32 protein-coding genes and 3 pseudogenes are annotated in these 22,735 nt (G+C 70.8%); 8 read left to right on the top strand and 27 right to left on the bottom strand.

Going from position 1 to position 22,735, the window contains the following annotated elements; genetic code table 11:
• Positions 1 to 85: 85 nt before the first annotated feature.
• Complete coding sequence (locus tag ABZ934_RS23380; RefSeq protein ID WP_361316413.1) at positions 86 to 304, bottom strand: hypothetical protein; 219 nt, start codon at positions 302 to 304, stop codon at positions 86 to 88.
• A gap of 528 nt (positions 305 to 832) precedes the next feature.
• Between ABZ934_RS23380 and ABZ934_RS23375 the strand changes: the two genes are divergently transcribed.
• Together ABZ934_RS23375 and ABZ934_RS23370 are read left to right on the top strand one after the other, a co-directional pair.
• On the top strand, positions 833 to 1,375 hold the full coding sequence (locus ABZ934_RS23375) for a GNAT family N-acetyltransferase (protein WP_361316410.1): 543 nt from the start codon (positions 833 to 835) through the stop codon (positions 1,373 to 1,375).
• 59 nt (positions 1,376 to 1,434) lie between these two features.
• Positions 1,435 to 2,352, top strand: a complete 918-nt coding sequence (locus ABZ934_RS23370; protein WP_361316408.1) for an NAD-dependent protein deacetylase — start codon at positions 1,435 to 1,437, stop codon at positions 2,350 to 2,352.
• A 94-nt stretch (positions 2,353 to 2,446) separates the two neighbouring features.
• Here ABZ934_RS23370 and ABZ934_RS23365 read toward each other — a convergent pair whose 3' ends face one another.
• From ABZ934_RS23365 to ABZ934_RS23345, 5 genes are all read right to left on the bottom strand, one after another.
• Positions 2,447 to 4,195, bottom strand: coding sequence for an acyl-CoA dehydrogenase family protein (locus ABZ934_RS23365; protein ID WP_361316405.1), 1,749 nt, complete (start codon positions 4,193 to 4,195; stop codon positions 2,447 to 2,449).
• Between the two features lie 173 nt (positions 4,196 to 4,368).
• Positions 4,369 to 4,917 carry a PadR family transcriptional regulator gene (locus ABZ934_RS23360; protein WP_361316402.1) on the bottom strand — a complete coding sequence of 183 codons (549 nt, stop codon included), beginning with the start codon at positions 4,915 to 4,917 and terminating at the stop codon, positions 4,369 to 4,371.
• A gap of 88 nt (positions 4,918 to 5,005) precedes the next feature.
• Positions 5,006 to 6,064, bottom strand: coding sequence for a vWA domain-containing protein (locus tag ABZ934_RS23355; RefSeq protein WP_361316399.1), 1,059 nt, complete (start codon positions 6,062 to 6,064; stop codon positions 5,006 to 5,008).
• 93 nt (positions 6,065 to 6,157) lie between these two features.
• Positions 6,158 to 6,421 (bottom strand): hypothetical protein, encoded by a 264-nt coding sequence (locus tag ABZ934_RS23350; RefSeq protein WP_361316397.1) that lies wholly within the window; start codon positions 6,419 to 6,421, stop codon positions 6,158 to 6,160.
• 81 nt (positions 6,422 to 6,502) lie between these two features.
• Positions 6,503 to 6,946 (bottom strand): hypothetical protein, encoded by a 444-nt coding sequence (locus ABZ934_RS23345; protein WP_361316394.1) that lies wholly within the window; start codon positions 6,944 to 6,946, stop codon positions 6,503 to 6,505.
• A gap of 153 nt (positions 6,947 to 7,099) precedes the next feature.
• Here ABZ934_RS23345 and ABZ934_RS23340 point away from each other — a divergent pair.
• Positions 7,100 to 7,729 (top strand): annotated as a pseudogene (locus ABZ934_RS23340) (alpha/beta hydrolase); the annotation flags it as partial.
• Positions 7,730 to 7,917: 188 nt separating this feature from the next.
• On the opposite strand, the gene ABZ934_RS23335 reads toward ABZ934_RS23340, so the two are convergent.
• Positions 7,918 to 8,079 (bottom strand): hydrophobic protein, encoded by a 162-nt coding sequence (locus ABZ934_RS23335; RefSeq protein ID WP_136216060.1) that lies wholly within the window; start codon positions 8,077 to 8,079, stop codon positions 7,918 to 7,920.
• Between the two features lie 228 nt (positions 8,080 to 8,307).
• On the opposite strand from ABZ934_RS23335, the gene ABZ934_RS23330 reads away from it, so the two are divergent.
• Positions 8,308 to 8,805, top strand: a complete 498-nt coding sequence (locus ABZ934_RS23330; RefSeq protein ID WP_361316391.1) for a hypothetical protein — start codon at positions 8,308 to 8,310, stop codon at positions 8,803 to 8,805.
• 54 nt (positions 8,806 to 8,859) lie between these two features.
• On the opposite strand, the gene ABZ934_RS23325 is transcribed toward ABZ934_RS23330, so the two are convergent.
• From ABZ934_RS23325 to ABZ934_RS23285, 9 genes and pseudogenes are all read right to left on the bottom strand, one after another.
• The gene (locus ABZ934_RS23325; RefSeq protein ID WP_361316491.1) at positions 8,860 to 9,204 is read right to left on the bottom strand and encodes a DUF3224 domain-containing protein; all 345 of its coding nucleotides are present in this window, start codon (positions 9,202 to 9,204) and stop codon (positions 8,860 to 8,862) included.
• A gap of 198 nt (positions 9,205 to 9,402) precedes the next feature.
• Complete coding sequence (locus ABZ934_RS23320; RefSeq protein ID WP_361316388.1) at positions 9,403 to 9,885, bottom strand: DUF1801 domain-containing protein; 483 nt, start codon at positions 9,883 to 9,885, stop codon at positions 9,403 to 9,405.
• Between the two features lie 62 nt (positions 9,886 to 9,947).
• Positions 9,948 to 10,607, bottom strand: a complete 660-nt coding sequence (locus tag ABZ934_RS23315) for a glyoxalase (RefSeq protein ID WP_361316386.1) — start codon at positions 10,605 to 10,607, stop codon at positions 9,948 to 9,950.
• Positions 10,607 to 11,203 (bottom strand): AraC family transcriptional regulator, encoded by a 597-nt coding sequence (locus ABZ934_RS23310; protein ID WP_361316384.1) that lies wholly within the window; start codon positions 11,201 to 11,203, stop codon positions 10,607 to 10,609. The genes ABZ934_RS23315 and ABZ934_RS23310 overlap by 1 nt, the downstream gene beginning before the upstream one ends.
• Positions 11,204 to 11,242: 39 nt before the next feature.
• Entirely contained in the window at positions 11,243 to 11,653 is a 411-nt protein-coding gene (locus ABZ934_RS23305; RefSeq protein ID WP_361316382.1) for a VOC family protein, read from the bottom strand.
• Positions 11,654 to 11,824: 171 nt separating this feature from the next.
• The gene (locus ABZ934_RS23300) at positions 11,825 to 12,067 is read right to left on the bottom strand and encodes a heavy metal-associated domain-containing protein (protein ID WP_361316379.1); all 243 of its coding nucleotides are present in this window, start codon (positions 12,065 to 12,067) and stop codon (positions 11,825 to 11,827) included.
• A 166-nt stretch (positions 12,068 to 12,233) separates the two neighbouring features.
• Positions 12,234 to 12,830: pseudogene (locus ABZ934_RS23295) on the bottom strand (sulfite exporter TauE/SafE family protein); the annotation flags it as partial.
• 20 nt (positions 12,831 to 12,850) lie between these two features.
• Positions 12,851 to 13,126 (bottom strand): hypothetical protein, encoded by a 276-nt coding sequence (locus tag ABZ934_RS23290; protein ID WP_361316376.1) that lies wholly within the window; start codon positions 13,124 to 13,126, stop codon positions 12,851 to 12,853.
• 91 nt (positions 13,127 to 13,217) lie between these two features.
• The gene (locus ABZ934_RS23285) at positions 13,218 to 13,670 is read right to left on the bottom strand and encodes a hypothetical protein (protein WP_361316374.1); all 453 of its coding nucleotides are present in this window, start codon (positions 13,668 to 13,670) and stop codon (positions 13,218 to 13,220) included.
• Between the two features lie 161 nt (positions 13,671 to 13,831).
• On the opposite strand from ABZ934_RS23285, the gene ABZ934_RS23280 reads away from it, so the two are divergent.
• Positions 13,832 to 14,230 (top strand): DUF393 domain-containing protein, encoded by a 399-nt coding sequence (locus tag ABZ934_RS23280; RefSeq protein ID WP_361316371.1) that lies wholly within the window; start codon positions 13,832 to 13,834, stop codon positions 14,228 to 14,230.
• A 134-nt stretch (positions 14,231 to 14,364) separates the two neighbouring features.
• Here ABZ934_RS23280 and ABZ934_RS23275 read toward each other — a convergent pair whose 3' ends face one another.
• The 6 genes from ABZ934_RS23275 to ABZ934_RS23250 all read right to left on the bottom strand — a co-directional run bounded on the left by ABZ934_RS23275 (position 14,365) and on the right by ABZ934_RS23250 (position 16,597).
• On the bottom strand, positions 14,365 to 14,772 hold the full coding sequence (locus tag ABZ934_RS23275) for a hypothetical protein (RefSeq protein ID WP_361316368.1): 408 nt from the start codon (positions 14,770 to 14,772) through the stop codon (positions 14,365 to 14,367).
• 28 nt (positions 14,773 to 14,800) lie between these two features.
• A complete protein-coding gene (locus ABZ934_RS23270) occupies positions 14,801 to 15,073 on the bottom strand; it encodes a gas vesicle protein K (protein ID WP_361316365.1) in 273 nt (90 codons plus the stop codon).
• Positions 15,070 to 15,255, bottom strand: a complete 186-nt coding sequence (locus ABZ934_RS23265) for a gas vesicle protein (RefSeq protein WP_361316363.1) — start codon at positions 15,253 to 15,255, stop codon at positions 15,070 to 15,072. The genes ABZ934_RS23270 and ABZ934_RS23265 overlap by 4 nt, the downstream gene beginning before the upstream one ends.
• Positions 15,252 to 16,079 carry a GvpL/GvpF family gas vesicle protein gene (locus ABZ934_RS23260; RefSeq protein WP_361316360.1) on the bottom strand — a complete coding sequence of 276 codons (828 nt, stop codon included), beginning with the start codon at positions 16,077 to 16,079 and terminating at the stop codon, positions 15,252 to 15,254. The genes ABZ934_RS23265 and ABZ934_RS23260 overlap by 4 nt, the downstream gene beginning before the upstream one ends.
• Positions 16,076 to 16,363, bottom strand: a complete 288-nt coding sequence (locus ABZ934_RS23255) for a gas vesicle protein (RefSeq protein WP_361316357.1) — start codon at positions 16,361 to 16,363, stop codon at positions 16,076 to 16,078. The genes ABZ934_RS23260 and ABZ934_RS23255 overlap by 4 nt, the downstream gene beginning before the upstream one ends.
• A 66-nt stretch (positions 16,364 to 16,429) precedes the next feature.
• Positions 16,430 to 16,597 carry a hypothetical protein gene (locus tag ABZ934_RS23250; protein ID WP_361316354.1) on the bottom strand — a complete coding sequence of 56 codons (168 nt, stop codon included), beginning with the start codon at positions 16,595 to 16,597 and terminating at the stop codon, positions 16,430 to 16,432.
• Between the two features lie 104 nt (positions 16,598 to 16,701).
• Between ABZ934_RS23250 and ABZ934_RS23245 the strand changes: the two are divergent.
• A pseudogene (locus ABZ934_RS23245) lies at positions 16,702 to 16,887 on the top strand (helix-turn-helix domain-containing protein); the annotation flags it as partial.
• Between the two features lie 150 nt (positions 16,888 to 17,037).
• Here ABZ934_RS23245 and ABZ934_RS23240 read toward each other — a convergent pair.
• The 3 genes from ABZ934_RS23240 to ABZ934_RS23230 all read right to left on the bottom strand — a co-directional run bounded on the left by ABZ934_RS23240 (position 17,038) and on the right by ABZ934_RS23230 (position 19,559).
• Positions 17,038 to 17,325, bottom strand: a complete 288-nt coding sequence (locus ABZ934_RS23240; protein ID WP_361316352.1) for a GlsB/YeaQ/YmgE family stress response membrane protein — start codon at positions 17,323 to 17,325, stop codon at positions 17,038 to 17,040.
• Between the two features lie 446 nt (positions 17,326 to 17,771).
• Positions 17,772 to 18,392 carry a maleate cis-trans isomerase gene (locus ABZ934_RS23235; RefSeq protein WP_361316349.1) on the bottom strand — a complete coding sequence of 207 codons (621 nt, stop codon included), beginning with the start codon at positions 18,390 to 18,392 and terminating at the stop codon, positions 17,772 to 17,774.
• A gap of 387 nt (positions 18,393 to 18,779) precedes the next feature.
• Complete coding sequence (locus ABZ934_RS23230) at positions 18,780 to 19,559, bottom strand: SDR family oxidoreductase (protein WP_361316347.1); 780 nt, start codon at positions 19,557 to 19,559, stop codon at positions 18,780 to 18,782.
• Positions 19,560 to 19,692: 133 nt separating this feature from the next.
• On the opposite strand from ABZ934_RS23230, the gene ABZ934_RS23225 reads away from it, so the two are divergent.
• Positions 19,693 to 20,244 carry a DinB family protein gene (locus ABZ934_RS23225; protein WP_361316344.1) on the top strand — a complete coding sequence of 184 codons (552 nt, stop codon included), beginning with the start codon at positions 19,693 to 19,695 and terminating at the stop codon, positions 20,242 to 20,244.
• 56 nt (positions 20,245 to 20,300) lie between these two features.
• Here ABZ934_RS23225 and ABZ934_RS23220 read toward each other — a convergent pair whose 3' ends face one another.
• Positions 20,301 to 20,873, bottom strand: a complete 573-nt coding sequence (locus ABZ934_RS23220) for a TetR family transcriptional regulator (protein WP_361316342.1) — start codon at positions 20,871 to 20,873, stop codon at positions 20,301 to 20,303.
• Positions 20,874 to 21,012: 139 nt separating this feature from the next.
• Between ABZ934_RS23220 and ABZ934_RS23215 the strand changes: the two genes are divergently transcribed.
• A complete protein-coding gene (locus ABZ934_RS23215) occupies positions 21,013 to 21,804 on the top strand; it encodes an SDR family oxidoreductase (protein ID WP_361316339.1) in 792 nt (263 codons plus the stop codon).
• Positions 21,805 to 22,219: 415 nt separating this feature from the next.
• On the opposite strand, the gene ABZ934_RS23210 is transcribed toward ABZ934_RS23215, so the two are convergent.
• Positions 22,220 to 22,642, bottom strand: coding sequence for a CBS domain-containing protein (locus ABZ934_RS23210; protein WP_361316337.1), 423 nt, complete (start codon positions 22,640 to 22,642; stop codon positions 22,220 to 22,222).
• Positions 22,643 to 22,735 lie beyond the last annotated feature (93 nt).

Raw genomic sequence — 22,735 nt, 5'->3', positions numbered from 1 at the left:
CTTCGACTGCCTTCGACTGCCTTCGTCACACGGGATGAACCCCGGAACGGGTGCGTTCCGGGGTTCATGGGGCGAGCGGGACCGCTCAGAGACCGGCGACACCCGCGTGGACGCCGACGATGCCCTCGACCTGGCCGGGCAGTGCCAGCGCGCCGTGGACGGTCTGGAGGGAGGTGACGGTGCCGAGGACGTGCTGGACGTCACCGGTCACACCGCCGAGCAGGCCGCCGCCGAGGGCGATACCGCCGGAGATGGCGTCCAGCTCGTCGTCGGCGATCTCGCGGGTCTCGATGTCGTTACGCATGGGAGCGCACCCTTCGTTGTCTGAAAGTGTTCTTGATGGGGGGGTGTGGGCAGGCCGCGACAAGGCGGTCCGACCACCTGCGCGAGGGCCTCGGCCGGCATGGGACGCCGTTTCCGAAACCGCTGCGGTGCGCCGATGTAAGCACGCCAACGGGTGAGCGGGCGAACCGTGTTGACGGCGTCGGGCGGGCAGGGCAACCGACGGGTAGCAAGATTTTTCGAATCACCCCCAAGATCGTCACATCCTCCCCACAAGATCGAGTAACACATCTGTGCAGTGTGCAAACTTGGAAGGAGATAAGGGGTGTAACCGGATCAATCGCACCGGAGATGTCGGACATGTCGCCCGACTACACAAAGGGAGTCATCCACTCCACTCTCACGCTGTGAAGATTTCCGGCAGCCACCCTGGGCACCGGCGTGACCACGCTGCGCACAGGCGAGTGACGTGCGGGCCGGAATCCGGGGTGCCCTCCCACCTGCGCCCGGTTACCCTGCCTCGTCGGAACAGGGCACGGAGGTCCCCATCATGAGCAGCACCACGTCGTCGTTTCCCGAGCGGATCGAGCTTTCGGGAGAGGGTCTTGTCCTTCGCGACTGGACGGAGGCGGATCTGGCCGCGATGCCGGAACTCTTCGACCACCCCGACATCGCGTACTGGACACCGATCGTCTCCCCCTTCGACGACGCGGCCGCCCGCGCCCGCCTGGCCCGGGACCGGCAGATGCGGGCGGAAGGCACGACCATCCTCCTCGCCGTCACCGTCGACGGTGGGGCGCCGCTCGGCGAGGTGATGCTGCGGCGGGCCCCCGAAGGGATCGAGATCGGCTACGCGATCGGCCCGGCGCACCGCGGTCAGGGGCTGGCGGCCCGAGCGGTGCGGGTCATGTCCGCCTACGCCTTCGAGCAACTCGACGCGGAGCAGGTGATCCTGGAGTTGGAGGCCGAGAACACCGCCAGCGTCGCCGTGGCCACCAAGGCGGGCTTTCGCCTGCTCGACGTACCGCTGATCACCGGTGAGGAGAAGGGTCGCCCTTTCAGCCTGCAGACCTGGGGCCTCTCCCGCTCCTGACCGCAGAGCCCGATCATGGGACCCGTGCCGTTGTCCCACCCGTTCCGTACGCTGGCAGCATGCGCATGCGCCCCACTCTGAGCTGGACGCCCACCGAGGAGCCACGGCCCGGGACCACGGATCCGGAGCCGGTCGTCGAAGCGCTGACGGCCGGCGGGGTGCTGGTGCTCAGCGGGGCGGGCCTCTCCACGGAATCGGGCATCCCCGATTACCGGGGTGAGGGCGGGAGTCTGCGCCGGCACACCCCGATGACCTACCAGGAATTCACCGCCAATACGCAGGCCCGGCGCCGGTACTGGGCGCGCAGTCACCTCGGCTGGCGCACGTTCGGCCGCGCCCGGCCCAACGCCGGGCACCGGGCCGTGGCGGCGTTCGGACGGCACGGCGCGCTCTCGGGCCTGATCACCCAGAACGTCGACGGCCTGCACCAGGCCGCGGGAAGCGACGGCGTGGTCGAGCTTCACGGGAGCCTCGACCGCGTCGTCTGCCTTTCCTGCGGCGCCTTCACACCGCGCCGGGAGGTCGCCCGACGGCTGGAGGAAGCGAACGCGGGCTTCGAGCCGGTGGCGGCCGGCCTCAACCCGGACGGTGACGCCGACCTCACCGACGACCAGGTCGGGGACTTCCGCGTCGTGCCCTGCGCAGGGTGTGGCGGCGTCCTCAAACCGGACGTGGTGTTCTTCGGCGAAGCGGTACCGCCGCAGCGGGTCGGGCACTGCCGCGACCTGGTGGACGGGGCGACTTCCCTGCTGGTGCTCGGCTCGTCGCTGACCGTGATGTCCGGGCTCCGGTTCGTCCGCCAGGCAGCCCGGGCCGGGAAGCCCGTCGTGATCGTCAACCGGGACCCGACCCGCGGCGACGGGCACGCGGTCACCCGGGTCGCGCTGCCCCTGGGGAGCACCCTCACGGCCGTGGCCGACCGACTGGGCGTCGCACTCGACGACCGGGGGGCGGGAGCGGGCCTACCTCCCCGGTAGCGGGCGTGGAACCGGCGGCGCGAACAGGCTCCCTCGCGCCGGGCGGGCTCCCTCCGCGCCGCGGGCGAGGGAGCCCGCCGGTGTCGCGTCCGGGTCAGGGCGCCATCTCGTACGCCCCGGCCAGCGCCTCCACGCGCGCCCAGACACGCGCCGAGCGGTCGGCGTCGACCACCGGGCGCCGAACCGCGCCGAGCGCCCAGCTCTGCTGGTCCGCCGTCGCGGAGTCCTTGCCGTACAGCTCCACCGCGTGCGCGGAGAAGTCGCGCACGAGGACGGCGAACAGCTCGTCGAGCACGTCCTCGTCCAGGCCGGACAGGCGCGCCTGCTCCAGGATCAGTTGACCGTGGACGACGAGGGCGAACAGTTGCCCCACGGCCAGGAGGAGGTCGAGGTCACGGCTCTGCTCCTCGTCGGGGGCGGCGGTCCGCACGAACTCGCACAGGGCGTCGGCCTGCTCGCGGAAGCGGCCGACGTTGGGCAGGGCGGCGTACGCGTCAAAAGCGGGACGCCAGTCGTGGAACCGTACGGAGCCCAGGCCGCGGGCCGGCCCCTGGCGGAAGAGGAACGCGTCGTCGGCCGCGTCGAGACGGGTCGGGACGGGCGCGTACTCGACGGGCTCCAGAAGGTGGTTGCGCATGAACTTGAGGATCAGTGCGAGGTTGACGTGGACCGTTCCCTCCAGCTTCGGCAGGCTGCGGATCTCCACGGCCGCCTGCGCGAAGTAGGTGTCCTTCTCGAAGCCCTTGGCGGCGATGACGTCCCACATCAGGTCGATGACCTTCTCGCCCTCCGTGGTCACCTTCATCTTCGTCATGGGGTTGAAGAGCAGGTAGCGGCGGTCGTCGGGGCCGGCGGAGCGGAAGTAGTCGACCGCGCGGTCGCTGAAGAGCTTCATCCCGACGAGGCGGACGTAGGCGTCGGCCAACTCGCGGCGGACGTGCGGGAAGGCGGTGACGGGGCGGCCGTAGAGGATCCGGTTCTGCGCGTGGGTGACGGCCTCGTACATCGCGTGCTCGCAGATGCCGATGGAGGCGGTGCAGAGGTTGAACTTGCCCACGTTGACGGTGTTGAGCGCGGCGTCGAAGGCGGCGCGGCCGGTGTGCAGGACGTCCTCGGCGCGGACCGGGTAGTCCTCCAGGCGGAACTCGCTGACGTACTTGGAGGAGTCCACGACGTTCTTCACCAGGTGGTACGCCGGGTGACGGCTGTCGGCGGCGAAGAAGACGTAGCCGTCGGGGCCCTCGACGTCGGTGCGGCGACCGAAGACGGAGACGAGGCCGGCGGCGTTGCCGTTGCCGATGTAGTACTTGGAGCCGCCGGCGCGGAAACCGCCGTCGCCGTCGGGCTCCAGGAGCATGTCGGTGGAGTAGATGTCGGCGCCGTGGGTCTTCTCGGACAGGCCGAAGGCGAACACCTCGCCCTCCTCCAGGAGGTGCGCCGCGCGGGTGCGGGCGGCGGCGTTGTCGCTCTGCCATACCGGGCCGAGACCGAGGATCGTGACCTGCCAGGCGTACCAGTAGTCGAGGCCGTAGAAGCCGAAGATCTCATTGAGGGCGGCGATCCGCGCGGTGTCCCAGCGCTTGTCCTGCTCGCCCTGCTCCTGCCGGTCCTGCTGCTCCTCGCCGGCCTCGGGCGCCGGGGTCAGGAAGGTCGCGAAGAGCCCCTCCTTCGCGGAGAAGGCGAGGAAGTCCGCCAGCCAGGCGCGGGAGCGGTAGTCCTCGATCAGCTTGCGCTTGCCGCGGTCTTCGAACCAGTCGACGGTGGCGCGCAGGAGCCTGCGGGTCTCGGGGTCGAAGTGGGCGGGGTCGTAGGTGCGCGGGTTGAACAGCAGCGTGTCGGTCATGAGGTTCGCCTTTCGGGGGCCCGGGAGCCGGCGCGGTGCGGGCTCGGTCGAGGGATGGGGCGGGGTGAGGTGAGGGTCCGGGGCACCGGTGTCGGCGCCCCGGGGGTGGCTGATCGGTGCGGGCGGACGCACGGTTCGCGCGCCGGCGCGACCATCGGCGACCGTGCGGCCTACTAGGCGATCCGGCGGAGCGTGGCGAGGACGTCCTCGAGCCAGGCGAGCATCATCCGCTCGTATGCGATTCCACCGCGCAGCACGACGTGTTGTAGCTCTTGGCCGGTGTCCGGCGCGGTGGGAGCCTCCGGGCCGGTGAAGTCGCGCAGCTCGCCCGCGAGGTAGTGGGTGAGCCGGTCGGCGTGCGCCTGGTGGTGCCGCTCGACCTCGCGGATCAGCGCGGCCGGGTCGTCGAAGGCCGCGCCGCGGATCTTGACGGCGAGCTCGTGACGGACGCTGTCGGGCTGGACGGGCTCGTGGAGCCACGCCGCGAGGGCGGCCCGGCCGGACTCGGTGACGGAGTGTTCCTTCTTGTCCGGTCTCGTCTGCTGCACGACGTCACGGACCTCGATCCAGCCCTCGCTCTCCATCCGCTTGAGCACGCGGTAGATCTGCTGGTGGGTGGCGGTCCAGAAGTAGCCGATGGACCGGTCGAACCGCCGGGCCAGCTCATAACCGGAGCCCGGCTTCTCCAGCAGGGAGACGAGGATCGCGTGCTCAAGCGCCATGCCTCGATCTTTCTATGCAACTCGTTGCATAGACAAGTGCCACCGCCCCGCTGAGACACACCTCACCCCCGGGCACCCCGGGCCGGCTTCAGATCATGATGAGCAGACGCGTCTTCGGCTTGAGCTTCCTGTTCACCGAACGGCTCTGCACGTAGACCTCCAGCTGGGGATTGTGTCCCGCTTTCACGGAGACGGTTCCCTGGATCCCCGTACCGAAGAGAAGGCTCCGAGCCGCTTCGCCCGTGTACGCGCGGTCGGTGTCCTTCTCGACGACGATGACCTCCTTGTCGGGCTGGACCTGCACCCGAGTGCCCAACTGGTAGTAGCAGGAGCCCCGTTCGTACGTCACGCCCGGATGCGAGTCGACGAAGGCACGGATCTCGACCTCCGCGTCGACCTTCAGGAGCCGATACTTGTCGGCCGGGACCGGTTCGAGGTTCGCCCGCACGTCGTCGACCGATATGTCCTGCCCCACGGCGAACAGGTTCTTCGTCCCGCGCACGCCCTGTTCGCGGCCACGCAGGAAGCTGGTGGCGGCGGCGCGCACCGTGCCGATCGCCTCCTCGACACCCTCCTTGGAATCCGCGTCCCAGATGGCTATGTTCCCGGCCGGGAACCCGTAGTTCTGGGCGGTCCGCTTCGCCAAGGAGTTCGGGACGAGGATCGCCGAAGTCCAGTGACCGGGAAGCTCGCCCATCTTCGCCGCGATCTTGTCGAGCCAGGGGCCGAGGACGGCCATGTCACCGTCATGCCGCCGGTCGCCGCCGGAGGCGTTCTCCTCGCCGTCCGTCACGACGATCTGGAGGAAGCTGTGCTCGCCGTATTCCTCCCAGATGTGACCCAGGTCGTCCAGGGACTTCAGAGAGGCTTCGATGAGTGCCGTAGCGCCGTTGTTGACCTTGTACAGACCTCGCATGGACGGCAGGTGCTTCACGTCCATGTCCCAGACCAGGTTCTCCACCTTGTGGTCGAACGAGTAGAGGCTGATCCGCGTCTCATGGCCGAGGCTGTCCGACTCGGCCTTCAGACCCGCCACGAACTCGTCCACCACGCGGATGAGTTGACCCTCGTGCGGGCGCATGGAACCCGAGGCGTCCACGACCAACGCGACGTGATTCACCTTGTGTTGGATCTTGTTTCCGGACATGGCTGTGCTCCCTTTTCCGATGCTCCCGGGTGATGTCCAAACACTATGGGGAGCCACTGACAACGGAGCTGACCCATGGTCACCGGGTATCCCTCAGGCCCGACGCTCCTCGAACTCGCGGGCGGTCATGACGGTCGACATCCATGCGCCGGCCGCCTCCCGCTGCTGCGGGGTCCCTCCTCCAGCTCCGCCCTCCCGCCGCAGGACGGCGGCCGGCCCTCGCGGACGGCGGGACACCACTGCGGTGGTGAGTCCCTGCCGGAGCAGACCACTTACGACACCGGCCAGCATCCCGGTGCCGCCGACGACCAACACCGGCCCCGGGCTCGTCGACTCGGAGGAGGGGTCCACTCCCATGTCCCTTCTCCTAGGCGAAATTGGCCCTACCCGTGATTGCCATCATGGGCGTGCCTTGCCGTGTCGCCGAAAGACGTCGCGTCAGAACCTGAACAGCACTCCGCGCCAGGTCCAGCCCGCGCCGAGGACGGCCTTTTGCAAGGGATCCTTCATCTCGCGAGTGTCGAAGCGGAGCGTCTCGACCCTGCGCCGGCGGCCATCCACCCCTCGCTTGAACTCCCATTTTCGGTAAATCGTACGAGCCGGCCCGCGCCCGTATTGCCTGCCGGACCCTTCGCTCACCGGCTCCCACCGTTCTTCGAGGACACGCACCTCCCGCGCCGGGGCATCCAGACGCATACGGGTCTTGAGGATCAGGGCCCACGCCGCCACGTCGCATTCCGCCACAAGGTCGGCACGCTCCTTCGCCGTACCCTGCCGGACGACGAACCGCGCGTCGGGGCGGTTGAGCGCGAGCAGCGCGGCCCGGACCTCGTGGGCGGACAGCGGTGTGACGCCGCTGGGTGGGTACGTGGTTCCGGTCAACTTGTCCGTGAATCTACGCACGTTGTGCCCCTCCCGCTCGGCCCCCTGCCATGTCGCCGACCCCGCCGAGGAGACAGGCGCGCCGCTCGACAGTAGCGGGTGGCGACGAGCCGCAGCATGAGTCTCCCTCACGATCCCCTTTGCGCTTCCTAACACGCCGACGACGCCTTCCGCTTGCTGGAGCCCTTCTCCCCCGGTGAGCCGGCGCGGGTGTTCGGCTCCAGCTCGGGCGCGATCACCGCCCTGCACCTGCTCACCACCCATCCCGAACGCGTGGAACGCGTCGTGGCACATGAGCCGCCGGTGGTGGAGGTCCTCCCGGACGCCGCCGTACACCGCGCACTCATCGCACGCGTGCAGGAGACGTTCCGCACCGAGGGGCTCATGCCGGCGATGGCCGCGTTCGCCGCAGGGCTGAAGAAGGACGAGGGCGCGGGCGCGGGCGCGGGCCTGAAGCGCACGGCACCCAGGAAGGAGATCGAGGTTCCGCCCCAGGCGGCGACGCGGGTCGAGCAGATGATGACAAACCTCCCCCACTTCGTCGGCCGCATCGTGCCCGGCTTCATGTCCTACGCCCCCGACGTCCAGCGGCTGGGGGTCCTGTCCGACCGGCTCGTGCTCGCCGGCGGCCAGGATTCGCGTGGCGAGCTGTCCTACCGTGCGGCCGCCCTCCTGGCCGAACGCCTCGGCACGGAACTCCTGCACTTCCCCGGCGGACACACGGGCCTGACCACCCACCCCGCCGAGTCCGGTGCACTCCTCAGGACAACCTTCCGCGCCTAGCCACGACCCAGAGGGTGCGTACATGACCACACGACGCAACGCATGGAAGCGCTTTTCAAGGTCCTGCTCCGGCGGCACCAGCGACGACAGGGCGGTGGCCTGCCGCCCCCCTGTTCGGGAAGGGGGAGCGGCAGGCCACCGCCCTGTATGTCACCACTGGGCTGTCGCCCAACGGCTACCGAATACGGCTACCAGCGGTACCAGCGGCCACTACCACCCCTCGGACGGGCGACGAAACCGATCAGCCACAGCACCAGCACGGCGATGGCGACCCACCATAGGATCTTCACCGCGAAACCGGCACCGAAGAGGATCAGGGCGAGCAGAAGAACGAGAAGCAGGGGAACCATAGTTATCAACCTCCGAAGCGCCTTCTGCCCCAGCGCCACCCACCCATGCATGCGATCTTTATCGGTTTCTTATCCCGGCAGGCGGGCAAGAGAATGCGCCGGTTTTCCGGGACGTCGAGTCAAGGGTCCGGGCTGCGACGGGTGGTCCAGCGCGACGCGCGCGGGCCTGCGCACCGGCACTGTCGAGTGAGGGGGCGTCAGGGGCTGTCTCGTGGGCAGACGAGGTTCATGTCCGGAGAACACGCACGTCCCACGAGCGCCCTGTTCCGTTCCGCCCCCGACCCCGAGGTGCCCCCGCACGGTGCCCGGCACGGGCAACGCCGCGGAAGGTTCGGCAGGCGGCTGCGCGGCAGGCTCCTCGCGTACCGCGACATCGCGTTCCTCTCCACCCACATCCCCGGCGAGGGTGCCGGGCCGGGTGAAGAGTGCCTACTGCTGGTCCATGGCCGCCGGGTCGTCGGCCAGATCCACTACCGGATCTGCACCGCCTGCGTCGAGGGGGTGATCACCGGCGTCGACCTCGACGGTCATCTCCTCTCCACCGGAGTCGGCACCCGCGCCCTGTCGCACCTCCGCTCCCGCTACCCGGGCACCACCTGGCGCAGCACCCTCACCCTGCGCACCACACGCGACCTGCTGCGTCGTATGCGCATCCCCGCCGCTTCAGCCGACCCCGTGTGCGCGCACGCTCGCGGCATGCGGGGCTCTCTGCAACCCACCGGCTGACCGATCGCCTGCGCACAGCAGTCATGCAGCCACCTTGCGGCTCTGATCTCGCTGTCAGCCGAGTTCGTAGTCGAACCAGATGCGGTGCGTGCCGTCCGCGTCCACGGCCATGCCTCCGGCACCGGAGATTCCCGTCAGGTCGCCCGTGCCGCTCGAGGGCACGATCGTGAAGAACTCCGCGGTGCGGTCGCTGCCGGACCTCGTCGCCGAATGCACGAAGTTCAAGGTCCCGTCTCGTCCGTGCAGCGAGCCTTCGAACGACTCCATGCCCACATAGATCCCCACGCAGGTCGTCTGGTCGAACGCCGCGGTGAACAGGGTCGCCGAGCGGCCAGCGGCCTGGCCGGAGCGCCGGGCGGGCCTTCCACGAGGCGCGGCGCGCCTGAACGCGCTGGAGATGGGCGAGGAGCGTGCCCCCGGGATGGACGATGTCCTCGGCGTCACACTCACGCGGAAGGGCAATGGCCTGTTCGGTGGCGGAGCGTGGAGCGGGCACGGTGGATGTGTCCCTTCTGCGGCGGTCGGGCGGCACTGTCACGGCGCGTCGCCCGGCCCGGACGTGCGCGACCCGTGCCGCCGGCCCCGCCCCGGCCGTCCTCAGCCCGTCGCCTTCTTGACGAGCGCGGCGATGCGCTGTTCGTCGGCTGCGCTCAACTCCGTGAGGGCGTAAACGGTCGGCCACATCGCGCCGTCGTCGAGCGCCGCCTGGTCGCTGAACCCGAGCGTGGCGTACCTCGACTTGAACTTCTGCGCGCTCTGGAAGTGGCAGACGACCTTGCCGTCCCTGGCGTAGGCGGGCATCCCGTACCAGAGCTTGGGCTTGAGGTCCGGAGCGACGGCCTTGACGATGGCGTGGATCCGCTCGGCGAGGACCCGGTCCACCTCGGGCATCTCGGCGATCTTCGCGAGCACGTCCCGCTCCGCCGCGGCCTCCGTCTCGGCCCGCGAGCCGCGCCGGGTCGCCGCCTTCTTCCGGTCCTGCGCGTGCTCCTTCATCGCGGCCCGCTCCTCGGCGGTGAAGCCGTTGTACTGTTCGGCGGTCGCGTCGGGGTTCTCGACGGTCGACTTCGTGGAAGGCATCCCGGATTTCCTCTCGTACGGGGATGAGACGGGGTGGGCGCAGGTCGGGGTGGGAGCCGGGATCAGGGGCGGGCGGAGGACGTGGACGCTTCCCAGGCGAACCCGTCGGGGTCGGTGAAGGACTCGGCGGTGCTGCCGAGGACGATGCGGTGGGAGCCGGCGCCCTCGGCGGGGACGCCGACGTCCTTGGCCAGGCCGCGCCGCTTGTAGAGCGCCAGCTTGACCGGGCTGGAATCACCGGCGGCGAACTCGGTGTACTTGCCGCCGAAGCTCTTGGCCACGGGCAGGCCCCGGTCGACGTAGAACTGCTTGCCGGCCTTCATGTCCTCCACGCCGAGCAGGAGGACGACCTCGTCGATCTCGCGGGTGGCCGGGCCGGTGTCCTTCTTCGCGGACGTCGCGACCTTCCAGATCGTCCCGTCCGGCGCCTGGACGACGCCGCCGTATCCCCACAGCGTCTTGGCGGCGGCCTTCAGCACGGTGGCGCCGGCGTTCACAGCGGCGTCGAGGAAGCCGTCGACGGTGGCCGGCCGGGACACGGTGAGGGCCAGGGTGAAGCCGCGGAAGCCGGTGGAAGGCGCTTGGGACGCCCGCAGCCGTACGTACGTCTCCACTCCGAAGGCGGTGAGGAAGCGGTGGGTGGCTTCTGGGTCGGCCACCTCGAGGGTGACGGACGCGAGGGACATGGTGGATGCGGTGGATTCGGTGGTTGCCATGTCCATCACGCTAGGGGCTGCCCGGTGGCCGGCGCTTCTCGAATCCTGACCGGTCTCGTCACCTGCTTCGCCACGCACGCCGGCATCCCCTCCACCATGACGGCGGGCCCCGCGTCGGCGGCGGACGTGCTCTCGGTGTCGGTGCCGTCGGCCGTCACCGTCACCGTCGCCGTCGGCGTCGGCGTCGGCGTCGGCGTCGGCGTCGGCGATGCAGTGGCCGCAGCCGTCGCGTCCGCCATGCGGCGTCGGAAGGCCCCGGGCGGCATCCCGACCAGCTCCGTGAAGCGGGTGGTGAACGTACCCAGCGACGCGCAGCCGACCGCGAAGCAGACCTCGGTGACACTGAGGTCGCCGCGCCGCAGCAGCGCCGTCGCGCGCTCGATGCGGCGTGTCATCAGGTACGCGTACGGCGACTCGCCATAGGCGGCCCGGAACTGGCGGCTGAGGTGCCCGGCGGACATGGCCACACCGCGGGCGAGCTCCTCCACGTTCAACGGCTGGGCGTATTCCCTGTCGATCCGGTCACGGACGCGGCGCAGCCGCGCCAGATCGGTCAGGCGCTGTGCCTCGACGCGGGCTCGCCGCCATTCGGGCTTGCACATCTGAGCCCTCTCCTTCTTTCCTCGTGCCCACGGCTGCGGTCAGCGAAGTTCCTGGATGCGGATGAGGTTGCCCGCGGGGTCGCGGAAGGCGCAGTCCCGGACGCCGTACGGCTGTTCGGTCGGCTCTTGGACGACCTCGGTGTCGCCTGCCTGGACCTTCTCGAACGTGGCGTCGAGGTCCGGGGTCGCCAGCAGGATCCAGCCGTAGGTGCCCTTGGCCATCATCTCGGTGACGGTCCGGCGCTCGTCCTCGGTGATTCCGGGGTCCGCGGCCGGCGGCGCGAGGAGGAGGGACGTGTCGGGCTGCCCGGCCGGGCCGACGGTGATCCAGCGCATCCTGCCCTGCCCGACGTCGCTGCGGACCTCGAAGCCGAGGACGTCGCGGTAGAAGGCGATCGACGCGTCCGGGTCGTCGTGCGGCAGGGAGCTGGTGTGAATGGTGATGTCCATGGCAAGAACGTTAAAACCGGGGCCGTGTACCGCGCTTCTCGATTCCTGATCGAACCCGCGGTTTCTGCGGCCCCGGACGACCCGCTCCGGGACCGCAGCTCCGGCCGGCGCAGGACGCGCCGGCCGGCAACTGACGGTTGACGACGGTCAGGTGGGCACGTGTTCAGGCCATCAGGTGGGTCGGCTGACCTGGGTGGCCGCATAGCCGGCCGTGGCGATCGCGTCGATGATCTGTCCGGCCGGTACGGGTCCTTCGAGTTCGACGACGGTGCGTTCGGTGCGCAGGCTGGTGGTGCTCGCCCTGACGCCGGCCAGTTCTTCGACCTCGTCGTCGATCAGGAGCCCGCAACTGTTGCAGTGCATGCCGGTGACGGCGAATTCGACGAAGCGGAGGGTGGTCGGGCGTTGGGTCATCGGGCGGTCTCCTCGGGAGCGGGGGTCTGGGAGGTGGTGGGCTTCTGGAAGCGGATCTCGCCGCCGTACATGCCCATGCCGCAGGTGAAGGCGAGGACTCCCGGCTCGGGCCCAGGTCGATGGTCGTCCGGCCCGTGACGGGCAGGACCTCCTGTACGCCTCGGTCGGGGACGACGAACGAGCGCACGCAGCCGTTCGTGTCACGGGTGGCGACGATCAGTCGGGTGGGTACGCCGGCGGCCGCGGTGATGCGGGTGGGTGCGTAGGAGGTGCTGCGGGCTTGGACGGTGATGGTCTGGACGCCGTTCTCGACGGCCACCGTCCGCGCCGGTTGCGCGGCCGTCGCGGCCACCGCCACCGCCGCGGTCGTGGGCGTGGTCGTGGTCGTGGGCCACCAGCCGCCCAGTCGGAGCCCGGAGGTGAGCGTCCAGGAGGCGACGGCCAGCACGATCAGGGCCGTGACGGCGGTGAGCCTGCCCTGCCACACACGGGCGGCGGAGCGCAGGAAGACGCCGAGGAGCGCGAAGAGGGGGCCGGTTCCTAGGACGAAGCCCGCCATGACCGCCGCCCCGGTCAGGGGTGAGCCGGTGGTGACGGCGATCAGTTCGACGCTGAGGGTGACTCCGCAGGGGATGAGGACGGTGAGGAAGCCGAGGACGGCAGGGGTGGTGACGGCCCTCGATTTCGCCGATCGGCGTACCCGTCGCCCCCACCCGGCGGGCGGACGGGGAACGAAGCGACGCACCGGGCGGACGCCCAGCATGTCGAGGGCGAAAAGGACCATCAGCAGCGCGCTCGCCACCAGGAGCGCGGCCCGGGCTGGACGGCGGCTCCGGCGAGCCCGAGGGCGGCGCCGAGCAGGGTGTGGGAGACGAGCTTGGCGCCGAGGAACGCACCGACCGGCGCGAACAGGCCGCCGCGCTCCCACGCTTCGGGCGTCCGAGAGGTGGCCCGGCGGCCGACGGCGCCGGCGAGCAGGCCGCCTTGGACGGCGGCGCAGGAAGCGCCGCCGGCGAACAAGCCGGTGGTCAGACCGGTGACGAACAAAGTGGTGGACATGGGTGGAGGAACTCTCCCGAGCGTCAGGTGATCGGATCCGGGCACGGCGAAGCACCCGGCCGGCATCACGGCCGACAGGGTGCCGGTCGTGTCAGGTCCGGCTGACGCAGAGGAGAGAGACGGGATCGGGGGCCCTCGGCCACGCGCACCCGTCCCCGGTGGCCCCTACGGGCTCGACGCCCGCGTCGGTCGGCCGGGCGAGGGTGCCGGTCTCGGGCGGGGCCGCGAGTGCGACGGGCAGAGGTGTATGGGCGACCGCGAGCGGGCAGTCCGTGCTTCCGGACGGACAACCCTGGTCCGTCGGAAGGGCCATCGTCTGCGGCTGCTCCGCGGTCGCGGCGCCTGCCTCGGCGGTCGCGGTCGTGCCCGTGCCCGACATGGACCCGGACGCGGACGCGGAGCCCGGCATGGGCATGGGCATGGGCATGGGCATGGGCATGGCGCTGGCTCCGGGGCCGCCCATCAGGTAGGCGCAGGCCAGCAACACGCCCGCCACCACAACGGCGAGAGCGGGACGTGGGCGCCAAGCGGGGCGGACGGGCATGACGCGATGCTATCCAGCCGCTCCCGGCGACCCGCTCACCACCCCTGGAGGGCGGACGGTGGGGAGGCCGGCCGGCCGACAGCGGGCTCGGCGGTCCGCCCGCCACCGGCGTTCGCAGCGCGGCCCCGAAGTGTACGCGCGAGAGCGGGCACCATGGGGTCATGAGAACACGTCCCGTGCTCGTCTACGACGGAGACTGCGGCTTCTGCACGGCCTCGGCCGACACGGTGCGACGCCGGCTCCGCCCTCCTTGTGAGGTCGTGGCGTGGCAATCCGCGGATCTGGGATCCCTCGGCGTCTCCCAGGAGCAGGCCACGTACGAGGCGCTGTGGGTGACTCCCGACGGGCAGGTCTACGGCGGAGCGCAGGCGGTGGCGAAACTGCTGCTGCGCACCGGCGGGGCGTGGGCGGTCCTGGGGGCGGTGCTCACCCTGCCGCCGATGCGTTGGATCGCCCACGCCGCGTACCGGATCATCGCGATCAATCGGCGGCGGCTGCCGGGCGGCACACCGGCCTGCGCCGTACCCGCGGAGCGGCCGCCGTCCACCGGCCGGTCGTAGCAGGGCCGCTGTAGCAGGCCGCCGTGGCAGGCCGCCGTGGCAAGGCCGTCGTCGTCTCCTAGGCGTCGGCCGACCTGACAGAGCTCACGTCGTGGCCCATCCGGCCCCCGCCGGGCATGGCACGGCGCGAGGGGTCAGATGCGTCCGCCGGTGAGCCGCGAAAGGGGGCCGCGGCGGCGGAGGACCGAGCGGCGGCCCAAGGTGTAGGCGGTGGTCACGGCGGCCGCGCCGGCGGTGGCGGCTCCGGCCGCGATGGCCTTGCGGGCCCGTACCACGGTCCAGAGCCGGCCGGCTCGACCGACGGTGCCACGCAGCGCCTGCGCCGCGGCCGCGGTCTTCTGGGCCAGCGGGGCGGGGAGCGCGGTGAAGGCGCCAGCGGTGCCGCTCGCCGCGTCGGCGGTCGACTTCGCGGCTTCGCGTGCCGCGCCGGCGGCCCGGGAGCGGGGCTTGGTCCCGTTGGAGGAACCGCGGGACGTGGAAGTGTCGTTGTGTGACTTCTCCGATTCGGTCATGTCCAGCGTGTGACCGGAAGTCCGTGCCATAAACCCTCCGCACGGTCAACCTCTGGCCCTACAGGAGCTTTCCCAGGGGCCCGAGGTCGATGTTGAGGTCCTCGGGGCGGAGTCCGAAGCGGCTGCGGAGGAGTTCCATCCGGTCTTCGAGGAGCATGAGGGTCAGGCCGAGGCGCTCCTCCTGTTCCTCCGAGAGACCGCCGGTCTCGACACGCCGCAGGGCTTGGCGCTCCATCAGCTGTCGCAGCAGTTCGATGACGGTCAGGACGAGGCGGGCGAGGTCGCGTTCGACGGTGTCGGGGTCGAGGTCCACCCGCTGCGGACGGCTCATGGGGTTCCCTCCATCCAGGGTGCGGGCACGTTGTCGTTGACCGAGCTGATCAGGGCTTTGAGGTCGATGCGTACGAGGTCGACGTCGGCGATGCGCAGGGTGATGTCACCGGCCAGGACCACGCCGCCGGCGAGCAGGCGGTCGAGGAGGTCGACGAGGGCGACGTCCTGGTTCCCGATCACGTCGGCTCGGCCGACGGGGTCGGGGCGGTGGTGTGGGTGAAGGAGTAGGGCACCCAGGGTCCGGTGACCTCCACCCGGACGCCGGACGGGAGGTCGTCGGCGGCCGGGACGGTTTCGAGGAATGCCCGGCGGCGCGCCGTGGGGACGAGGTAGGCGGCGTTGAGGACGTTCTGTCCGGGCACCTGGGAGAGCTGCTGTTGCTGGGGTGGGTGGAGAACGGCGCCGGACGCCTCGTGGGCGAGCCGTTCGTGGAGGGCTTCGGCCGTGCTCCGGGCTTGCCCGGTGAGGTCGGTTTGGGCGCGGCGGTCGGCCAGGCGGCGGCGGAGGTAGTCACGGCCGGAGGCGGCACCGGGGGCGGCGACCGGGCCGGAGCGGGTGGTCGGGGAGCCGGCGGGGTCGGTCGGGGCGACGGGGGCGGCTTGGGCGTAGAGCTTGACACCCCACTCCTCCGCGTCCGTCACCCGTTCCAGGGCGTCGCCGAGGGTCTGGTGGGCGTCGGCCAGCATCCGCTCGACCCCCGAGCGGCCTCGGCAGAGGGTCGCCAGCCGGAGGGGCACCGTGGTGGTCTGGCGTCCGACGTGGGCGACCACGCCGTGGTGGGCCCGCGCCACATCGGCGAGCCAGTCCAGGTCTTCCAGATGCGCGCGCAACGGCTCCTCGTCGAAGTCGGCCGCCTCCACTGGTTCCACGACCGCCGTGAGCCCCCGGTGCTCGACCAGTTGGAGCCCGCGGCCCAGAGGGGCGCGCTGGTCGAGGGCCGGGGGCGCGCAGGGTGGTGCCGCGCTCCGCAGCACGGCGTAGACGTAGAACAGTTCGTCCGTCACGGGAGTTCCTCCTGGCGCGCGTCCTGGCGCGCTTCCAACTCGGCCACACGGCGGCGCAATTCCTCGTTCTCCCTGCCCAGTTCGCGGTGCCGGGCCTTGGAGGAGAGGGCGGGGTCCTGTTCCCACCAGTCGATCCCCATCTCCTTGGCCCGCTCGACGGACGCGACCACCAGGCGGAGCTTGATCGTGAGCAGTTCGATGTCGAGGAGGTTGATCCGGATGTCGCCGGCGATGACCGTCGCCCGGGCGAATCGGTTTGTCGCGTTCAGGGGCTTTTGGCGCACCGAGGTTGGCATAGGCGACGGGGTTGGCGTACTCCCAGACCTCCACCACCTTCCCGTCCTGGACGTTCATGCGGAAGATGTAGACGTTGTTGTAGACGAGCCTTCCGCGCTGGAGAGGATGTCGCCGTCGGCCTGGAGGACGACCGAGCGGGCGTCTTCGCCGACCGTCCATCGCTTGTCGAGGAACGCGACGTGATCGAACTTCGCCGCGATGGATTCGATGTAGCCCAGCACGCGCTCGGGACCCTCGAAGACGTACCAGGGCTCGGGGGTGCCCTCGATCGACAGCGGGATGACGAAGCGGGCGATGGGCGCGAGCAGTTGCGCGCGACTGGGGGCTGACCTCCCCGCACCGTGAGTTCGCCCCCCTTCTGCGCGCCTGGCGCGACCGCGTCCGGCCGGGCGATCTGGGCCTGCCGGCGGGCGGCCCGCGTCGGGTGCCCGGGTTGCGCCGGGAAGAGCTCGCCGCGTTCGCCGGCCTCTCGGTCGACTACATCATGCGCCTGGAGCAAGGGCGTGCGACTCCCGCCTCAGACCCGACACCCGCACCGTGAACGGCGCTTCCGACTGCAGGGCTTGGCCGTACGCCCGCCGCACGGCGAGAAGTGACCGGAAGACGAAACGGCTCCGCCCTGGGAAGGGGGAGCCGTTGCGCGATGAGATGAATGGGGCGTTCAGGCGTGGCTGTGGTGGCCGCGATGGTGCCTGTTGCCGGTGACCAGACGGTAGAGCGCGAGGAGGATCACGGAGCCGATGATGGCGGCGATCCAGGTGGAGAGATCGAAGAAGCCGTCGATGGAGTCGACGCCGAAGATGACCTTGCCGAGCCAGCCGCCGAGCAGGCCGCCCGCGATACCGATGAGGACGGTGACGATGATGCCGCCCGGGTCCTTGCCCGGCATCAGCGCCTTGGCGATGAGGCCCGCGAACAGCCCGATGAAAATCCAAGCCAGAATGCCCATGATGCGTCTCCTGCCTCGCTGGATAAAGCCGTTGTCAACGCTCGTCTGCACCGCGAGAACGGTTTCAAACGCCCCCATCGGCAAGGATCAAGGACGTGCTTTCGGGGCAGTCGAGCCGTTCCCCCGGCCCGAGTTCGGCAGGCGCTTCGCCCCGGGCGCCATGTTCGCACGATCCCTCTTCATCGCCGAGCCATTGCCGAATTCGCCTACGGTCCGATATTCGCCGGCCTGACGGGCGGGACCGGCCATTCCGGCCAGGAAGACGCCGACAGCCGCGTCCGGCTCGGCGTCCACTTCCCGCGGGACGCCACCGACGGCCTCGCCCTGGGCGACAAGGTGGCGGGCCGGGTGTTCACCACCAAGCTCCGGATTCTGTGGCGTGAGCGGTGGGGGCGGGGTCGTCTGACTGCGCCCCCACCTCGGTCCGGGAGCGCCGCCCGGCGGCGTCACGTGTCGGCGGTCCGTCGGAACAGTTGCCCGTACCCGTCGATCCCCGCATCCGGGTTCCCGGCAGCTCGCAGGGCCGCCCACAGGAGGACCTGGTTGGCCGCGAGCACGGGCCGGCGCAGCGTGCGTTCCATGGCCTCCACCGCCCCGACGGCACGGAACCCGTTGCCGCCGATGACGACGGCCTCGGCATCGGACGGCACGTGGGCCGCGACCCAGTCGTGGAGGTCGGCCGGCCGGACCAGCTGCTGGCCGCTGGAGAGCGAGCAGGGGGCCGCGTACACCACGTCGAAACCCGCGGCTTCGTAGTAGTCCAGGCCGAGGCGGTTCAGCTCGTCACTGAACCAGGGCGGGTCGACCAGGGCGATCCGGCGCGCTCCCAGCGACCGCAACGCCCGCACCGTGGCGGAGCAGGTGCCGACCACCGGCAGGCCGTGTGCCCGCGTGGAAAGCCGGTCCAGCATCGCCGCCTCGGCATCGGATCCGATCACGTAGGCCGAACTGGTGAACGCGAACGCGAGCACGTCGACGGGCGCGGCGGCGAGCAGCTCCGCGGCGTCATCGACATGGGGTGGTTCGGCGAAGGCCCGTACGGGGGCGAGCGGGATCGTGGGGTCCATCGCACCGCCCGGACGCATCGCGCCGAAGGGACCCTGGCCGCGTGGATGCCGACGTCGGAGGGCGCCATGGCCCGCAGCTCGGACTCCGGCCCCACATCGGCATGCGGGGTGAGCACCCCGATGCGCACCCGCGTGTTCCAGCCATCGGGTCGGTACACCGCGTTCGTCCTCCGCATCGCAAGCCGCAGCCCGGTTCGACCGGCCCATCATCTCCTCACCAGCCGCCGACCTCGTGGAATCGCCGCGCCGGCGGGCGTGTGAGCCGGGATGCCACGCGCGGCGGTGTTTGCTTTGGGCTGACCGGGGCCCGGACCGGGCAGGGCGCGCCTTCCGACGCGGGCGCCGCCTCGGGGCCCGGCCGGTTCGGGGGCCGGGGCCCGTTCGGGTTCAGTGAACGGACAGCCCGCCGTCGACGAAGATCGCTTGCCCGGTGACGTAGCCGGAGGCGCGGCCGGCCAGGAACACGGCCGCTCCTGCGAAGTCCTCGGCCAGACCGTTGCGACCGACCATCGTGCGCGCGGCGAGCTCCGCCACCTTCTGCGGGTCGGAGGACAGCCGCGCGTTCAGCGGCGTCATGACGAAGCCCGGCACCAAGGTGTTGCAGGTGACGCCGTACGGCGACCACGCCTCGGCCTGCGAGCGGGCCAGCGACTCCAGCGCGCCCTTGGAGACACCGTAGGCCCCGCTCTGGACGAACGCCCGGTGCGCCTGCTGCGAGGTGACGTGGATGATCCGCCCGAAGCCCCGTTCGGCCATTCCGGGCCCGAACCGCTGCCCCAACAGGTAGGGGGCCTCCAGGTTCACCGCCATCGTGGCGTCCCACACGTCGTCGCCCAGCTCGTCCATCGGGGGTCGCAGGTTGATTCCGGCGCTGTTGACGAGGATGTCGGGCTCGCCGAATGCCTCCGCCGCCTGCTCCGCGCCCGCGCGCACCCCGTCACGGGTGCCCAAATCGGCGCTGACCCAGGCCGCCCGGCAGCCCTCGGCCGTCAACTCGGCGACGGTCGCCGTCAGTTCCGATTCCTTCCGCGCCACGACGACCACGCCGGCCCCCGCCCGCGCGAGCGCTCCGGCGATGGCCCGCCCGATGCCGGAACTGCCGCCCGTCACCACGGCGACCCGGCCTTCCAGCGAGAACAGTTCGGAGAGATAGGTCTGCGTGGTCATGTCCGTAGCCTAGGCGGTGTCCGGCGAGGATGGCGTCGAGCGTCCGGCCGTAGGGGCCGGAGGCGAGGGAACCCGGTGCGGCCCGGTCGAACGGATCGGACCCGTGCCGGTGGATGGAATGGATGATGGCCTCATGACCCTTGCGCGAAGAAGAGCCGAGTTGTTCGACGGTGCGCAGTACGACCGCCGGTTCAGCGGTCCTTCGACCGGTGACGAGAAGAGCATGCTGCTCGGCTTCCTCGCGGACCAGCGCGCGACGTTGCAGTTGAAGTGTGCGGGCGTCGGCGCGGACGTGGCCCGGTGTTCCGTGGAGCCGTCCACGCTGTCCCTGCTCGGTCTCGTCCGGCATCTCGCCGATGTGGAGCGCCGGTGGTTCCGGGCGGTGCTGGCCCGACAGGACGCTCCCGCCTTGTTTTCCTCGCCTCACCAACCCGACGGGGACTTCGACCACGCGTCGTCGAAACCCGCGGATATCGCGGCGGCTTGGCAGGCGTGGCGGGACGAGGTGGCGTTCGCGGACGATTTCGTCCGCCAGGCCCCGCACTTGGACGTCCAGGGCCTGGACACGTGGCGCGGCGTGGTGTCGTTGCGCTGGGTGCTCATTCACATGGTCGAGGAGTACGCCCGGCACAACGGACATGCCGACCTGCTCCGCGAGCGGATCGACGGGGCGCGCGGGTTGTAGCTGAGGGTGGTGCGTCAGGGTTCCGGGCGTGCCGGTGGCCGGTGGGCCGCCGCCGGCTACGGGGCCTGCGTCGGGGTGAACTTCGTCAGGATCAGCAGGGTGTCGACGAGGTCCTCGGCGGGCGCGCCGGTGGCCAGGCGGCGCAACTGTTGTCCGAAGACCAGGGCGACGGCCACGCCGGCCAGGCGTTCGGGGTCGGGTACGCCGAGTTGGGTCAGGATTCCGGTGGCCAACAGGTCGTAGGCGGCGAAGCATTCGGCCGCGGCGGCGCGCAGACGGGCGTCGCGGCCGGCTTGGACGTACAGCTCGAAGGGCGCGATGTGACGGCTGTCGAAGGCGTTGCCGCCCGCGACCCGCGCCACCACCTCGGCGGCCTGCCCGATGTCGAAGCGCTCGTCGGTGCAGGCGTCGGCGAGTTCGGTGAAGTGTCGGGTCTCCTCGGCGACGAAGTGCAGGAGGCTCTCGCGCAGCAGTTCGTGCTGGGTGGCGAAGTGGTAGGTGACCGAACCGAGGGAGACTCCGGCCTCCTTGGCGATCCGCCGGTTGGTGAGGGCGGCGATGCCGTCCTGCCCGATGATCCGCAGTACGGCGTCGATGATGCTCTGGCGGGTCTCGGAAGCATGGGGCATGTCGGCATTCTGCCCCATCACCTCTGCGCGTTGCCTTGCGGGGACGGCGAGTTGGTGCGTTCCGGGTGTGGACAGCGGACGGGGCGATCCCTACTGTTCGTTCGAACGAACAGTTGAAGGTCGCCGCACGGGAGTCGTCTTGGACATATCCGGATCGAACGTTCTGCTCACCGGGGCCACCGGGGGCATCGGCTCCGCCCTGGCCGGGCGCCTCACCACGGAGGGGGCCCGGCTCACGGTCACCGGGCGGCGCGCGGATGCCCTCAAGGCCACCGCGGACGCCTGGGGCGCCCGTACCGTCGTCGCCGATCTGGCCGTCCGGTCCGATGTCGTCCGTCTCGCCGAAAGCTGTGCCGAGGCGGACGTCCTCGTGGCCAACGCCGCCCTGCCCGCGAGCGGCGATCTCCTGGACTACACCGAGGAACAGCTCGACCGCGCCCTCGACGTCAACCTGCGGGCGCCCATCCAACTGTCCCGGCTGCTGGCCGAGCGAATGGTTGCCCGCGGCCGCGGGCACATCGTGCTGGTCGGTTCCATTTCCGGCAAGGCGGCGACCAAGTCGACCTCCCTCTACAACGCGACCAAGTTCGGGCTGCGCGGATTCGCCCTGGCGCTGCGCCAGGAACTCAGGGGCACGGGAGTGGGGGTGTCACTGGTCCAGCCCGGCTTCGTCCGCGACGCCGGGATGTTCGCGGCCACCGGTGCGGCCACCCCGAACGGCATCCGCACCGTAACGCCCGGGAAGGTCGCCGACGGCGTCGTACGAGCCGTCCACCGCGACCTGTGCGAGGTCAACGTGGCGCCGCTGGAGCTGCGGCTGCTGAGCGCCATCGCCGGGCAGTTCCCCGGCTTCTCCGAACGGGTCCAGGCCCGGGCGGACGTCGACGGCTCCGTGCGGCAGATCGTCGACGCCCAGCGCCCGCACCGCTGATCGCCGTGGTCCCCGCCGGGCGGGACCGCGGCCGGCCAGCCCCCTCTCCCCTTCCTCGGTGCGGATCGGTCAATGGTGTGATCACCACGACTGCCCGGCCGTGGGCCCCAGCCGCACCCGGTGGGGCGAGGCCGACGCCGGCCAGACGCACCTGGCGGAACCCTGCGAGCACATGACTCCGGCCGCCGCCGTCTACACCGCCTCGTGCGGAACCTGCGGCGGTTCCCGGTAGCCGGCGTAGCTGTGCACGACCGGTCGTAACCGCGCGGGCCAGGGGGGTGTCACCCGCCACCGGCCACCCACCCGGGTCATCGCGGCGCCCCGACCGGCCCAAACGCCTGAGTTCGCGATCGCCGACATCGCGCCTCCCCTCCGCGCCCTCCGCATCCGCATCCCGGAGAGGGGCCCGGGCCGCTCAGGTGTCCGGCTTGGCAGCCGCGATGGCCGCGAGGGCGGAGCCGGGGTCGCGTTCGACCGCGAGATCACCCAGCGTGACGACGCCGACGAGGTCCCCGTCGGCCGTCTGCACGGGCAGGCGCCGTAGGGCGTGCCGGCGCATCAGGTCGTTGGCCTGGTCCACGCCGTCGTCGGGCTTGATGGTGATCGGTTCGGTGCTGCAGATGTCCTTCACCGTCGTCCGGGCGGGATCCCGGTTCTCGGCCATGGCGCGGATGACGAGGTCCCGGTCGGTCACGATGCCGCGCAGCCGACCTTCGTCGACGACGAGGACGTCCCCGATGTCGGCGTCCCGCATCAGGCGCGCCGCCTCCGCCAGTGAGGTCAGTTTGTCGACCGTCACCGGCTTCCCGGTCATCACCTCGTGGACCCGTCGGGCCATGGCTCCTCCCGCTGGTGCGAGCGGTTCTTGCCGGGCCCCTACCCTCCTCGGCGCGCGATACGCCCGCGTCCGGGTCAACGGTTGCGCCGTCCG

The sequence above is a fragment of the Streptomyces sp. NPDC046557 genome (assembly GCF_040645975.1).
Taxonomy (GTDB): Bacteria; Actinomycetota; Actinomycetes; order Streptomycetales; family Streptomycetaceae; genus Streptomyces.
Note: the sequence above shows the minus strand (reverse complement) of the source record. Positions and strands in the feature narration are given on the sequence as shown.

What these genes read in the sequence shown, in the direction of transcription:
- ABZ934_RS23380 (WP_361316413.1), bottom strand. Translation starts at nt 304, where the DNA reads ATGCGTAACGACATCGAGACCCGCGAGATCGCCGACGACGAGCTGGAC.
- ABZ934_RS23375 (WP_361316410.1), top strand. Translation starts at nt 833, where the DNA reads ATGAGCAGCACCACGTCGTCGTTTCCCGAGCGGATCGAGCTTTCGGGA.
- ABZ934_RS23370 (WP_361316408.1), top strand. Translation starts at nt 1,435, where the DNA reads ATGCGCATGCGCCCCACTCTGAGCTGGACGCCCACCGAGGAGCCACGG.
- ABZ934_RS23365 (WP_361316405.1), bottom strand. Translation starts at nt 4,195, where the DNA reads ATGACCGACACGCTGCTGTTCAACCCGCGCACCTACGACCCCGCCCAC.
- ABZ934_RS23360 (WP_361316402.1), bottom strand. Translation starts at nt 4,917, where the DNA reads ATGGCGCTTGAGCACGCGATCCTCGTCTCCCTGCTGGAGAAGCCGGGC.
- ABZ934_RS23355 (WP_361316399.1), bottom strand. Translation starts at nt 6,064, where the DNA reads ATGTCCGGAAACAAGATCCAACACAAGGTGAATCACGTCGCGTTGGTC.
- ABZ934_RS23350 (WP_361316397.1), bottom strand. Translation starts at nt 6,421, where the DNA reads ATGGGAGTGGACCCCTCCTCCGAGTCGACGAGCCCGGGGCCGGTGTTG.
- ABZ934_RS23335 (WP_136216060.1), bottom strand. Translation starts at nt 8,079, where the DNA reads ATGGTTCCCCTGCTTCTCGTTCTTCTGCTCGCCCTGATCCTCTTCGGT.
- ABZ934_RS23330 (WP_361316391.1), top strand. Translation starts at nt 8,308, where the DNA reads ATGTCCGGAGAACACGCACGTCCCACGAGCGCCCTGTTCCGTTCCGCC.
- ABZ934_RS23320 (WP_361316388.1), bottom strand. Translation starts at nt 9,885, where the DNA reads ATGCCTTCCACGAAGTCGACCGTCGAGAACCCCGACGCGACCGCCGAA.
- ABZ934_RS23315 (WP_361316386.1), bottom strand. Translation starts at nt 10,607, where the DNA reads ATGGACATGGCAACCACCGAATCCACCGCATCCACCATGTCCCTCGCG.
- ABZ934_RS23310 (WP_361316384.1), bottom strand. Translation starts at nt 11,203, where the DNA reads ATGTGCAAGCCCGAATGGCGGCGAGCCCGCGTCGAGGCACAGCGCCTG.
- ABZ934_RS23305 (WP_361316382.1), bottom strand. Translation starts at nt 11,653, where the DNA reads ATGGACATCACCATTCACACCAGCTCCCTGCCGCACGACGACCCGGAC.
- ABZ934_RS23300 (WP_361316379.1), bottom strand. Translation starts at nt 12,067, where the DNA reads ATGACCCAACGCCCGACCACCCTCCGCTTCGTCGAATTCGCCGTCACC.
- ABZ934_RS23290 (WP_361316376.1), bottom strand. Translation starts at nt 13,126, where the DNA reads ATGTCCACCACTTTGTTCGTCACCGGTCTGACCACCGGCTTGTTCGCC.
- ABZ934_RS23285 (WP_361316374.1), bottom strand. Translation starts at nt 13,670, where the DNA reads ATGCCCGTCCGCCCCGCTTGGCGCCCACGTCCCGCTCTCGCCGTTGTG.
- ABZ934_RS23280 (WP_361316371.1), top strand. Translation starts at nt 13,832, where the DNA reads ATGAGAACACGTCCCGTGCTCGTCTACGACGGAGACTGCGGCTTCTGC.
- ABZ934_RS23275 (WP_361316368.1), bottom strand. Translation starts at nt 14,772, where the DNA reads ATGGCACGGACTTCCGGTCACACGCTGGACATGACCGAATCGGAGAAG.
- ABZ934_RS23270 (WP_361316365.1), bottom strand. Translation starts at nt 15,073, where the DNA reads ATGAGCCGTCCGCAGCGGGTGGACCTCGACCCCGACACCGTCGAACGC.
- ABZ934_RS23240 (WP_361316352.1), bottom strand. Translation starts at nt 17,325, where the DNA reads ATGGGCATTCTGGCTTGGATTTTCATCGGGCTGTTCGCGGGCCTCATC.
- ABZ934_RS23235 (WP_361316349.1), bottom strand. Translation starts at nt 18,392, where the DNA reads ATGGACCCCACGATCCCGCTCGCCCCCGTACGGGCCTTCGCCGAACCA.
- ABZ934_RS23230 (WP_361316347.1), bottom strand. Translation starts at nt 19,559, where the DNA reads ATGACCACGCAGACCTATCTCTCCGAACTGTTCTCGCTGGAAGGCCGG.
- ABZ934_RS23225 (WP_361316344.1), top strand. Translation starts at nt 19,693, where the DNA reads ATGACCCTTGCGCGAAGAAGAGCCGAGTTGTTCGACGGTGCGCAGTAC.
- ABZ934_RS23220 (WP_361316342.1), bottom strand. Translation starts at nt 20,873, where the DNA reads ATGCCCCATGCTTCCGAGACCCGCCAGAGCATCATCGACGCCGTACTG.
- ABZ934_RS23210 (WP_361316337.1), bottom strand. Translation starts at nt 22,642, where the DNA reads ATGGCCCGACGGGTCCACGAGGTGATGACCGGGAAGCCGGTGACGGTC.